Source organism: Leeia oryzae DSM 17879, assembly GCF_000376945.1.
GTDB classification, from domain to species: domain Bacteria; phylum Pseudomonadota; class Gammaproteobacteria; order Burkholderiales; family Leeiaceae; genus Leeia; species Leeia oryzae.
This window is the reverse complement of sequence record NZ_AQXU01000025.1, coordinates 20834-32815: the sequence shown is the minus strand read 5'-3', so window position 1 is coordinate 32815 and position 11982 is coordinate 20834. Positions and strand designations below refer to the sequence as shown.

10 protein-coding genes and 1 tRNA gene are annotated in these 11982 nt (G+C 55.3%); 5 read left to right on the top strand and 6 right to left on the bottom strand.

Translation table 11 applies throughout. The features are described from left to right. The first annotated feature begins 3 nt into the window (after positions 1-3). Both F552_RS0113595 and F552_RS0113590 read left to right on the top strand, forming a co-directional pair. A tRNA-Thr gene (locus F552_RS0113595) sits at positions 4-79 on the top strand. Positions 80-464: 385 nt separating this feature from the next. Beyond that, the gene (locus tag F552_RS0113590) at positions 465-2516 is read left to right on the top strand and encodes a type IV pilus assembly protein FimV (RefSeq protein WP_033375649.1); all 2052 of its coding nucleotides are present in this window, start codon (positions 465-467) and stop codon (positions 2514-2516) included. A gap of 131 nt (positions 2517-2647) precedes the next feature. On the opposite strand, the gene plsY is transcribed toward F552_RS0113590, so the two are convergent. Continuing rightward, the gene (gene plsY, locus F552_RS0113585; protein WP_018152295.1) at positions 2648-3250 is read right to left on the bottom strand and encodes a glycerol-3-phosphate 1-O-acyltransferase PlsY; all 603 of its coding nucleotides are present in this window, start codon (positions 3248-3250) and stop codon (positions 2648-2650) included. Between the two features lie 189 nt (positions 3251-3439). Between plsY and F552_RS0113580 the strand changes: the two genes are divergently transcribed. Then, the gene (locus tag F552_RS0113580; RefSeq protein WP_083917514.1) at positions 3440-4051 is read left to right on the top strand and encodes a TetR/AcrR family transcriptional regulator; all 612 of its coding nucleotides are present in this window, start codon (positions 3440-3442) and stop codon (positions 4049-4051) included. A 27-nt stretch (positions 4052-4078) separates the two neighbouring features. Here F552_RS0113580 and F552_RS20580 read toward each other — a convergent pair whose 3' ends face one another. From F552_RS20580 to F552_RS0113560, 4 genes are read right to left on the bottom strand one after another with little or no spacing between them, the layout of a single operon-like run. Further along, on the bottom strand, positions 4079-4246 hold the full coding sequence (locus F552_RS20580; RefSeq protein WP_018152293.1) for a hypothetical protein: 168 nt from the start codon (positions 4244-4246) through the stop codon (positions 4079-4081). A gap of 4 nt (positions 4247-4250) precedes the next feature. Then, positions 4251-5717 (bottom strand): DUF4178 domain-containing protein, encoded by a 1467-nt coding sequence (locus F552_RS0113570; RefSeq protein WP_018152292.1) that lies wholly within the window; start codon positions 5715-5717, stop codon positions 4251-4253. Between the two features lie 6 nt (positions 5718-5723). Further along, positions 5724-6749 (bottom strand): SPFH domain-containing protein, encoded by a 1026-nt coding sequence (locus tag F552_RS0113565; RefSeq protein ID WP_018152291.1) that lies wholly within the window; start codon positions 6747-6749, stop codon positions 5724-5726. 40 nt (positions 6750-6789) lie between these two features. Then, positions 6790-7185 (bottom strand): DUF350 domain-containing protein, encoded by a 396-nt coding sequence (locus tag F552_RS0113560; RefSeq protein ID WP_018152290.1) that lies wholly within the window; start codon positions 7183-7185, stop codon positions 6790-6792. Positions 7186-7366: 181 nt separating this feature from the next. On the opposite strand from F552_RS0113560, the gene F552_RS0113555 reads away from it, so the two are divergent. Both F552_RS0113555 and F552_RS0113550 read left to right on the top strand, forming a co-directional pair. After that, positions 7367-8878, top strand: coding sequence for a polyamine aminopropyltransferase (locus F552_RS0113555; protein WP_026182721.1), 1512 nt, complete (start codon positions 7367-7369; stop codon positions 8876-8878). Next, positions 8878-10473: an FAD-dependent oxidoreductase gene (locus F552_RS0113550; RefSeq protein WP_018152288.1), complete on the top strand. Its 1596-nt coding sequence runs from the start codon at positions 8878-8880 to the stop codon at positions 10471-10473. Before F552_RS0113555 ends, F552_RS0113550 begins: the two co-directional genes overlap by 1 nt. A gap of 38 nt (positions 10474-10511) precedes the next feature. Here F552_RS0113550 and F552_RS0113545 read toward each other — a convergent pair whose 3' ends face one another. Continuing rightward, positions 10512-11912 carry an FAD-binding oxidoreductase gene (locus tag F552_RS0113545; RefSeq protein ID WP_018152287.1) on the bottom strand — a complete coding sequence of 467 codons (1401 nt, stop codon included), beginning with the start codon at positions 11910-11912 and terminating at the stop codon, positions 10512-10514. Positions 11913-11982 lie beyond the last annotated feature (70 nt).

Below are 11982 nucleotides of genomic sequence, written 5' to 3'. Positions count from 1 at the left end.
GATGCCGGTTTAGCTCAGCTGGTAGAGCAGCGCTCTTGTAAAGCGAAGGTCAGTGGTTCGATTCCTCTAACCGGCACCATTTGCATAAAAGCCCGATACACATTGTGTTTTCGGGTTTTTTTGTATCTGCTGTATTTGTAATTCTGCAAAAACCATCTATTGTTCAATTGTCGGGATGAATCGTTTCTATGTGATTCATCGCATGATTGCCTTGCGTTCATTTGTGAGCAAATTAATTAAATACACGCTATATGTGTATTTATTGTGCAAGATTCGCCGTATATGCCGGGAAAATTTAAAATTTATCTTAAATTGTCCGTAAACAGTTGCACATGAAGTCACATATGGCTAATACTTCTCTTTGTTAACATTTAGCTTGATCCTATATGACTGCATCCACCCCACAATCCAAGATGCACCGCTATGTCTTCAACAAATACCTCCCGCATGTATTTGGATTGGGTATGTTATGGACAGCCGGATGCGTTAGTGCATTGCAATTGGGTGAGATTAATGTCCGCTCGAAATTGGGCTTTCCATTTTCTGCGACCATCCCCGTTTATCTAAAAGATGATGAACAGATCGACAGTAACTGCATTCATCTGGACTCCGAAGGCGGGGAAGATGCGTCACATTTGCGGCAAGCCAGTCTCCGGGTAGAGAAAAGCAAAAGTGTTACCAACATATTTTTGGCGACGCGCAAGCCAATCAATGAGCCATTGCTCCGCTTGTCACTGACGATCAACTGTTCTGGCGTGGGTACAGTCACGCGCGATTTCCCGATTTTGCTGGACCCGACAGAAATGCAGCAGCCGGTTGCTGTCAGCATTCCTTCTGCCGGGACGGTCAATCTGCCGTCGTCTGGCAAGGCGCCGGTCAAGAAAATACCAAGTAATGTCTGGGTGGTTGCTAATGGTGAAACGTTGCAGCGGATTGCCAAGAGCCGTTACCCTGGAGACAGAAGGCTGCAGCGCCTGATGCAAGATCGGGTACTGAAGCAGAATCCTGACATAGCTTCAGCTGCAGAGCCTCTGGAAGAGGGACGGAAACTGACCTTGCCTTCGACACGGGCGCTGAAGCGCACATTGGCGGCCATGAATAGGGCCGCTGCTGCACAAAATGCACCAGTCCAGAAGCCTGCCCCGGTGCCAGCACAGGCACCTGTTGCCGAGAAGGCTCCGCAAGCCGCTAATGAGAAAGGCCGCTTGAGCGTATCGGTAGAAAATCATGCCGGTGGTGCAGATGTACCGACCGATGCAGGCAAGGCCCCGTTGAAATTGAGTTATCAGCTGGTGCCGTCCGTCAAGGACCTGTCACCAGAAGAGCGTGACAAACTTCGCCAGAAGCTCAACATCATCAATTCTGACGATCAGCTGGCTTATCTGGTCGAGATGCAAACACAAATTCAGCAGATGCGCCAGGAAATGGCCAAGCTGAAAGCAGAGCAGGTTCAACAGCAGCAAAAGGCTGCTGCGGATCTGATCGCTGCAAAGTCTCAGGCTGTTCAGGCAGAGGCCAAAGCCAAGGCAGCGGCGGACGTATCCGTCATGTCCCTGCCTGGAAGTTGGTGGCTTGCACTATCTGGTCTGATTGTTGGCGGTACGGGCATGTGGTTTTATCGCCGCAAAAAGCCAGCGCAAAACTGGACATTTGACGAAGAGCTGATGGCAGCTGCCAGTCTGCCTGAAGCGAATGTACGCCCGACTGTTGCACCTGCTGCGGCAGTTGGCGCACCGGTTACCGTTGCTGCGGCCGCTGCTGTTGCAACAAAGCCTGCTGCCACAGCGTCTGAAGCGCCGCTAGCGCCAGCGGGAGGGGATGCATCCATTGTGGTGGATGACGCCGAGCGCTGGGCAGTGGAAGAAGCGCAGGTGTTTTTGTCCCATGGCTGGAATGAGCATGCGATTTCGCTATTGCGCGAAGAAATCGATAAGAATCCGTACCATCTCGACTTGTGGCTGATGTTGTTCGAGATTTACAAAAAACAAAAAATGGCAGCGCCATTTGCTGCCTTGGCCGAGCGTTTCAAGGAAATCGCATTTGGTTTGCCTATCTGGGACAAAGTCAGCGAAATGCAGGCAGAAATGGATGCGGTAAGCAGCAAGACTGCTACGGCACCCGTAAAAGAAGCACCTCCGGTGCAAGCTGCTGCGGTTCCTGCTGCAGCCGAACCAGTGGAAGAAGTCGCGGTCCCCGTGGTGCCTGAAGAACCCGCTGCTGTTGCGGAAGCTGCTGAGACAGACAAAGCGCCAACGCCTGAGAATAATACGCTTGAGTTTGAGTCAGTCTGGTTGAAAGATGAGCCAGGTATCGAGTCGCCATCAGCTGGCTTTGAAGGGCGGGGCAAGCCTGCAGAGAACAACGCTGCAGCAAGAATTGAACTGGACCTGGAAGCTAAATTGCCAACAGCGGCAGTACCGACCAAGGTGGATGAGATTGACTTTAGCCAGGCTGAGGCGATTGATCTGGATGCCTTGCCACCGTTGCCGGAAGATGAGAAACCCAAAAAGAGTTAAGCTTCTTGCGACGCCACCTCTGGAAATGCGTGGTTGTGGTTACAAGCATCAAAAAAGCCCTCAACATGTGTTGAGGGCTTTTTGTTTTGTGCTGGCAAGTGTGACCGTACTGTGTCATGACCAGCCAGGCATCAAGAGGTTTTGCTGACTTTGCTCTCTTTGCCTTTTAGCAAGTCCTGGATATTGCGTTTATGTCGATAAATCAACAGGATAGAAACAATCACCAGTGCGACGGTTTCTGGCTGTGTGCCCAGAAAGTAGAGGGCAAAGATCGGGGTGCAGAGGGCGGCCACAAGGGCTGACAAGGATGAAATCTTGGACAGCTTCAGGGTAATGACCCAAGCCGCAAGGCTAGACAACCCCAGTAACGGGTTTAGGCCAAGCAGGATGCCGAGTGCGGTAGCCACGCCTTTACCGCCATAGAAGCTGAAAAAGACCGGCCACATGTGCCCGAGTGTGACGGCAAGCACTACGCCTGCCATCGCTTCGTGGGAGAGTCCGTACTGACTGCCCCAGTGTTGTGCAATGAACACGGCCAGCCAGCCTTTGGCACCGTCTCCCAGCAGCGTCAGGGCCGCAGCTTTCTTGTTACCGGTACGCAGCATGTTGGTGGCGCCAGGATTTTTGGAGCCAAATGTTCTTGGATCGGGTAGACCAAAGCATTTGCTCGTCAGAATGGCGAATGAAATCGAGCCAATCAGATAACTGAGCACAATGAAACCTATTGCTGCCATGTTGAAATCCCTTACAATCCAAGAACGGTCGATTGTAAGGGATTTTTTGTGCGGGCCATAGCATGAGTGGCGATCTGTTGATATTTATTGGCTATTTGCACACGTTGGGGATACGTGCTGCTTGCTATGATATGTCTGGGAAGTGGCATTGTTCGCCGGTGAATTGTTCGCGTACGGGGTAGTGGCTGCATGGTTCGACCAAAGAGAAATATGGCGTTGTTCCGGCAAAATATTGCCGAAGCAGCGTTTGCCATTTTGCTGGAAGCAGATAGTGATGCATTGACCATGATCAATCTGGCCAAGCGGCTGGATATGTCGGTGGGCAATGTGTACAAGTGCTTTGAAAGCAAAGACGAGGTGCTGCTGCTGGTGTGTACCCGGTTTTATCGGGAGCTCAATGAAGTGTTGTCTGCACACGCGGGCGACCAACTGCCGGTGCTGCTGAGCGACTATATGAGCTTTGCGCTCTCCCGTTTTAATCTGTATGCCCTGGTGATGCAAAAGCCGCTCTGGTATCAGTCATTCCGCCAGACCGCGCTCGCACCGCTGGGGTTTGCACTGCAAGTGCAGATGTTGCGTGCGCTGGCGCAGGCAAGACGTATTGTCCGAGTGTCTTTGGCCAAGGAAGGCATTGTGCTGGCACCAGATGCGCTGTCCTCCCGACTGGTGTTTCTATTCAACAGCCTGCATGGTCTACTGATGAGCCGTCATACCGGCATGATGTCTGGCATGAATCTGGACCTGGAGGCTTTGCTGCCAGACCAGCTGCTATGGCTGCAAAAGGCACTGACTGCCCGCTAATCATCAGCGGTTGATGATGTGCACAGGTTATTTGTGATTACCGCCGGAGTACCAGTTGCCACCTGACAGGCCGCGATTGCTGCCGCTCCAGCTTCGGCTGGACTTGCCGGTGGCCGAGGTATCTTCCTGCATGTTGATCGCCGTGCTGCCGATGGTGATGATGAGGGCGTAGACGACATAAACGAGTTTTGGCATGGTGTTATTTATCCCGTCCAAGGCTGACCAATACCGGTAGCCACAGTAAAACCAATCCTGCCACGATCACCATCAGACTGCCATCATACGATTCCCATACCGCCAGGTTGACCCCGATAAAAACCCAGGTGATCGTCTTGGCAATGCCAAACAGCGGGGAGCCCGAGATTGAGCTTGTGCTGCCGGATGACTTCTCTGGCGCAGCTAACGGTTTGCCAAACCATTCGCCTACGGTTTGGGCCGGGACTTTTTTGGCCATACTCCAGTTCAGTTCGGATGCACTGGTTTCCAGCGTCAGTTTCTGGTCACCTTTCTGGTAGTCGGAAATACGGGTCTGGTCGCCCACCTTTACACGCCAGTTAAAGGCACCTGCCGCATAAATGACTTTGGAGGGGTAGTCGTACAAATGGGTAAAGGTGGTGTTCTGATAGGGCATCTGGTTGCCACTGATGCGCGTTGGCCAGTTATCTAGTACACGCACCTGTTCCCAGCCCTCATCGGTCTCGATCAGCCACATGAAGCCTTTGTTGGGGTGATACAGCAGATACTCCCACCAGGTGGAGGGTTCTTCGGGGTCGGGTTCCTGGCATTTCATCTGGCCGATAAGCTGCCATTCCACTCCCTGAATTTTCGCGACGTCTCCCAGTTTGAGCGTGCTGGTGACATTGCTTTGCTGGGTATGCTTTTCCAGCACCAGTGCCTGATCGGTGGAGCAGTCGATTTCGCTGCTGCAACCCGGGCAGACAAGATGAAACGCAGCACCGGCCTGATAACTGAGCGTTGAGCCACAGCTCGGACAGGCCAGGGAGGTGGTTTTACCTTTGATCTTGCCGGCCTTTTCCAGAATCAGGCTGTCATCCCGCAGGCGTTCCATCTTGAGCTCGTCCAGCGTGTAGGCCTTGCCGGTAAAGCGTTCTGGCGGTGTTTGCTCAGAATAGTCCAGCGTCAGGAACTGGGTGCCGGTCCGGAAATCGGCTACCTTGGCCTCCCAGCCTTGGCCGACCTGAAAGGGAAGTTCTCCTTCGCCGGCGACGCAACGGGCGGTACGGACATCCGAGGCAAAGTAGACATTGTCTTTGTAGAGATAGGTGCTGCCTGGAACCAGCTCTGCAAACGCTTGTGCTTCTTCTGCGATGCCATCCTGAAAGCTGACCACGTACTGGCCGCTGGCGTCGGATAGCCATCCGGTTTTGCCATCATCCAGCCAGATATACCATTCGTTCCAGAACCCGTCCTCATAACGCAGCTGGATGCGGCCAATCACCTGGAAGGCCTGCCCGGCACACATGCCGCACGCGGTAATCTGAATAGGGGAGTAGTCCTCGATGATGGCAGACATCTTGCCGGCATCGCGTACGGCATCGGCCTCCCGCAACAGGGTGCTATGGCAGTATTCGCATACCGCCATGGCAGAGGTTGCCGAACGGAAGCTGACATTGGCGCCACACGATGGGCAAGCAGTCTGGAACATGGGGACTTAACCGATCATCTTTTTGATAATTTCTGCTTTGGCGGTGTCAAAGTCTGCCTGGGTTATCAAGCCTTTGTCGAGCATGCCTTTTAGCTTGAGCAAGCGGGCTTCGTTTTCGTCCGCCACCGGTGGCGCAGCCGGGGCTGCCGGTGCTGCTGCCTGGGGCGCGGCTTGTCCGGGCTGCAGGGCTTGTGCCATGACCTGGCCAATTTGCAGGCCGGCTCCCAGACCCGCGCCCATGCCTGCAAGACCACCTTCATTCTGGGCGGCCAGTGGAATGGCCTGTGCGGTCTGATATTGGGTATAGGTACCCATATTGCCAATCATGCCCATGGAAATGCGGGTATCAATGGCTTTTTGCAGTTCTTCCGGCAGGGAGATGTTTTCGATGGCAAAGTTGTCTAGCGCCAGACCGTACTGGTCAAAGACGGATACCAGTGCGGCCTTGACCTGATTGCCGGCTTCCAGCTGGTTGCCGGCCATGTCCAGGAACGGAACTGCACCACTGCCCAGGGTGGTGGTCAGGGTAGAAACCACCAGATTCCTGAGTTGCTGTTCCAGCTCGTCACGCGTGTATTGGTCGCGGGTGCCACTGATTTCGGTATGGAATTTTTTGACATCCGCCAGCTTGTAAGAATACATGCCGAATGCGCGCAGACGCACCATGCCGAAATCCTGATCACGGATGGTGACGGGTTGCGGGGTACCCCATTTGCGACCCAATTGCAGCCGGGTACTGAAGAAGTACACGTCTGACTTGAAGGGGGATTCGAACAGCTTGTCCCAGTTTTTCAGGTAGGTGAGAACGGGCAGGGTCTGGGTTGTGAGCTTGTGCGTACCCGGGCCGAAGACATCGGCAATCTTGCCTTCATCGACAAAGACGGCCATTTGCGATTCGCGCACTGTCAGGCTGGCACCGTACTGGATTTCGAAGTCTTCCATCGGATGGCGCCACGCCAGTACACCGTCGGTATCCTCTGTCCATTGCAGGATATCGATAAACTGCTTCTTGATAAACGAACCGAGTCCCATGTTTAACTCCAGACTATATTGGTTGAGATCCGACTTGAATTCAGGACAGACAAGCGGCATTCAGGATGCCGACCGTGAGCGAAATAGTGCCCGCCAGCCCGCCCATGGCCACGTTGTTGTTGTCCAGCTCTGTGTTGAGCGAAGGGATCAGCCGGCTGATGATGACGTAAGTCAGTAACTGGACCAGCATGGCGATGATGCCCCAGACCAGAAACAGATAATAAGTGTTGCTGTGCAGTACGCTGGAGGCCAGTGTCAGCGAGAAGCCGAGAAAGGCACCGCCAAAGGAGAGGGCGGCGGATGCCTTGCCCTTGCAGATCATGTCGATTTCGTCAATCGGGGTGACTTTGGTATAGATCACCACAAACGCGGCCAGCAGCGCAAAACCGCTCAGCAGATACAGCAGATAACTGTAGAAACCTTCCAGGTGCATCATCTGTATGCCTCTTGTAAATGGGTGGCTTATAAGGTGACATCCTAGTCGCTTATGGGGTTTTTGGCAAAGTCTGCATGCTGTTGGCGTATTGGCCGATGAAAACTCGCAGAAAGCCGTGTCATTGCTGCGGATTTTCGGCTACCCTCTGAGCCTGTTGATCAGAGCGCTGACGGGATGTGTCATGGTGGACCGGTTGCTGGTGTTTTCGGTGTTTGTGGTGGCGTCATGCGGCTTGGCTTACGAGCTGATTGCCGGGGCCTTGTCGAGCTATCTGCTGGGCGATTCCCTGTTGCAGTTTTCCAGCATTATCGGTTGTTACCTGTTTGCCATGGGGGTGGGCTCCCATTTCTCCAAATATATCCGTGACGAAGATGCGCTCACCCGGTTTGTCGATATCGAGTTGCTGGTGGGCTTGCTGGGCGGGATCTCGGCCGCCTTGCTGTTTGTGGTGTTTGCCTGGCTGTCCGCGCCGTTCCGCTCGGTGTTGTATGCGCTGGTGTTTCTGATCGGCGTGTGTGTCGGGATGGAGATTCCACTGGTCATGCGGGTGCTGGACCGGCAGCAGATGGCGCTGCGGGATCTGGTCAGCAAGGTACTGACCTTTGATTATCTGGGGGCGCTGGCCGTATCGCTGTTGTTCCCGCTGGTGCTGGCGCCGCAACTGGGGATGATCCGGACCGGTTTGCTGTTTGGCATGTGCAATGTGGCGGTCGCATTATGGACGACCCATTTGTACCGGCAGCACATTGCGGCGTCTACGGCCCGTCTGGTCAAAGGCGGGGTCATTCTGGGCGGTCTGCTGGCGGCTTTTCTGTACGCTGACCGGATTACCCATTGGTCGGAACACGGCCTGTTTGGCGACGAAGTGGTGTATTCGACCACCACGCCTTACCAGCGGCTGGTGGTGACGCAATGGAAGGATGACCTGCGGCTATACATCAATGGTAACCTGCAGTTTTCCAGCAAAGACGAACACCGTTATCACGAGGCACTGGTGCACCCGTTGCTGACCAGCCTGCCATGGGCGAGACAGGTGCTGGTGCTGGGGGGCGGGGATGGTCTGGCTGTACGTGAACTGCTGAAGTACCCGCAGATCGAACACATTGCGCTGGTGGATCTGGACCCGGCGATGACCCAGCTGTTCAGTACGTCCCCCCGACTGACGGCGCTCAACAAAGGATCGCTGCGTAACCCGCGGGTGACGGTCGTCAATGAAGATGCCGGCCAGTGGCTGGAACAGCATTCGCGCATGTTTGATGCCATCGTGGTGGATTTTCCGGACCCGTCGAATTTTGGTCTGGGCAAACTGTATTCTGTGCCGATGTTCCGGTTGATGTCACACCATCTGGCCGAACATGGCCGTCTGGTGGTGCAGTCGACCTCACCGTATTTTGCCCCTCGTTCTTTCTGGTGCATCGATGCCACGCTGAAAGAGGCCGGCTTCAACACTTGGCCCTACCATACGTATGTGCCGTCGTTCGGGGAGTGGGGATTTATTCTGGCAGGCAAGACCAAAGACTTTACCCCGCCGGCGAAGTACCCCATCCCGCTGAAATACCTGGATGACGATGAAACCCGGCGCATGTTCCGGTTCCCTGCAGATATGTCGCCCCTGAAAATGGAACCCAACCGGCTGGACAACCAGTCGCTGGTGCATTATTTCGAGCAGGACTGGCATGAGGTATCCCGCTGATGGACCGTCGCCAGTTTCTGCTACTGGGTGCGACGGCTGCAGGGGTGAGTGCCTGTCATGCGTTCCCGGGGCTGGAGATTCCGGTCCGGGTAGACATGCCGGGTATGGCGCTAGGGCATCAGCTCAGGGATGCGCATGCATGGCCTGCTGCAACGGAACATCGTGACGTCGATACCTTGATTCTGGGGAGTGGCGTTGCGGGTCTGACAGCTGCATGGCAGTTGCAAAAGCATGATTACAGAAATTACCTGCTGCTAAGCGGTCCGGAGCCATTAGGGAATACCGCCTACGGGGATGCCGGTCGTGGCTTGCGCTACCCAAAGGGCGCGCATTATCTGCCTTTCCCGACCCGTTCCTCTACCCATGTGCGAGAGCTATTGGCCGACATGGGGGTATTGGTTTCCGGCGAGCATGAGAGCCATCCCTATTATGATGAAGCGGCCATTTTGCACGCGCCCGATGAGCGTATCTGGGCTGACGGCAAATGGTCCCCCGGGGTCATTGCCCCGGTCGCCGCCCATAGTGAATCTGCCCGGCAGCAAGCCAGGTTTTTCCGGTGGGTGGAGCAGCTGAAAACGCAAAAGGGGTCGGACGGTTTGCGCCTTTTTGATATTCCGCTGGTGCTGTCGTCACAGGACGATGACTGGCGACGTCTCGACATGATGCCGTTCTCCCGTTGGCTGGATCAGCAAGGTTACACGGATAGCGCGCTGAGGGCGTATCTCGATTATGCCTGCCGGGATGATTATGGAGCGGGGTGTACGCACGTGTCTGCCTGGGCCGGGTTGCATTACTTTGCCTGCCGGGATGGCCATGCAAGCAATGGGGCCGATGGCGGATTGCTGACCTGGCCAGAGGGTCTGGGCCGGTTAACGCAGTGGATGTACAACCGGCTGCCAGCTGCTAATGTAATGGCCGGCAGTGCCATCCGCATTCAGGAAGGCCAGCATAATGTCACAGTGGATGTGCTTGCCGGTAAAACACGAATGACGATTGCCGCCAGACGCGTGATTTGTGCCATGCCGCTGCATGTGCTGAAGCATCTGGTCTCCCTGTCCGATTACGGATTTGACGTGCCTCAGCAGATGCCTCCACACGCACCATGGCTGGTGACCAATCTGGTCCTGCAGGGATTTCCGCCAGAGAAGGATGGGGAGCCTTTGGCCTGGGATAATGTGCGCGCAGGCAGCGACGGTTTGGGTTATGTGGTGGCAACCCATCAGTGGATTCGGGAGGCCATGCCTGAACGGACGGTCTTTACCGCCTACCGTAACTTGCCGCAATTCTCGCCCGATGCCGCCAGAAAGTGGTTGCTGGCTGCAAAACCTGCCGATTTGTTTGATGCCGCCATGGTAGACCTGGATGAGGTGTATGGTCGTCCGCGCTTATGGCGACATGCGCAGTATGCTGAGATCACGGTACGTGGACACGCGATGGCGACGCCGGCAGTGGGCTTCTTGCACAATGCGGGGCTGGCTGCCTTGCGCAAGCAGGATGGACGTCTCCTGTTTGCGCATTCGGACCTGTCTGGCCTGTCGCTATTCGAAGAGGCTTCCTGGTGGGGATATCAGGCGGCGCAGAAAATTCTGGGCTGACCCGTACTATCAGGGCATTGGCCAGTCAGCGAGCTGCTTCACCAGCGATCGGCATATACCTTGCCAGGGTTCATCAGGTTATCTGGGTCCAGCGCATTTTTGATCAGCTGCATCGCGTGCAGTTTGACCGGGTCTGCGTACAGCGGAAGCGTATTGCGTTTGAGCTGGCCGATGCCGTGTTCTGCGCTGATCGAGCCCATATTCAGCTGTACCCGTTGGTAAACCAGGCTGTTGATCTGGGGTTCGAGCGCCAGCAGGTCAAGACTGGCGTCTGGCGATTTGCCGACGTTGAAGTGCAGATTGCCATCGCCCAGATGACCAAACACCTGCAAACGCAGTGCGGGTTCGAAATAGCGCAGTTCCTCGGTCATTTCCTCTACAAACGCCGGAATGGCCGAGATGGGCAGCGAAATATCATGTTTTATCGATAGCCCGTCCTGCTTCTGTGCTTCGGAGATTTCTTCCCGCAGCAACCACAGCACAAGGCGCTGTTGTTCATTGTGGGCGACGACCGCATCCACTAGCGCATGCTGAGCCGTCAGGTGGTGCACCAGCATCTCGTCTAGCGCACTGTCTGCACGGGTTTCGGATAGCTCCATCAGGACATACCATGGCGCGGGCGCATCAAACGGCAGCCGAGCCTGGGGAATATGCTGCCGGACCAGCGTCATGCAGACATCCGAGATCAGCTCAAATGCGGTCAACCGGTCGCCAAATGCTGCCTGGGTGGCGTTCAGCAACCGGATGGCCGCGTCGATGGAGGGCAGGGCTGCCATTGCCGTGGCTTGCACCTTGGGTAACGGGAACAATTTCAGAGTGGCGGCGGTAATGATACCGAGGGTGCCCTCGGCGCCGATAAAGCATTGTTTCAGGTCTAGGCCGGTATTGTCCTTGCGTAACCCGCGCAAGGTGTCCAGGCGTTGTCCGTCAGCCAGGACGACCTCTAGCCCGAGGGTCAGTTCCCGCATGTTGCCGTAGCGCAGTACTTGCACGCCGCCGGCATTGGTAGAGAGATTGCCACCAATCTGGCAGCTGCCTTCGGATGCGAGTGATAGCGGAAACAGGTGGTTATGCTGTCGTGCTGCGTCTTGTACGGCTGCCAAGGTACAGCCGGCCTCAACCGTGATGGTCTGGTTTTGCGGATCGATGTGTCGAATCCGGTTCAGGCGGCCGAGCGAGAGCACGATGGCATTGCCATCATCAGCGGGTGTCGCGCCACCACATAACCCGGTATTACCCCCCTGAGGCACGATGGCGATCCCTTGTTTGACACAGCAGGCAACCACCTCGCTCACTTCCTCCACGGTCGCCGGTCTGACGACTGCCAACGCCTTGCCATGATAGCGGCCACGCCAGTCAGTGCAATAAGGGGCTTTGTCTGCATCGCTGGTCAATACTTGGGCTGGGCCGACGATTTCTTTAAGCTGATGAATGATCATACCGGTGATCCATAGCAGAGGAGGACAGTACTCAGTATACGCAATCTCTTGAAATTACGGGGTCTGGATA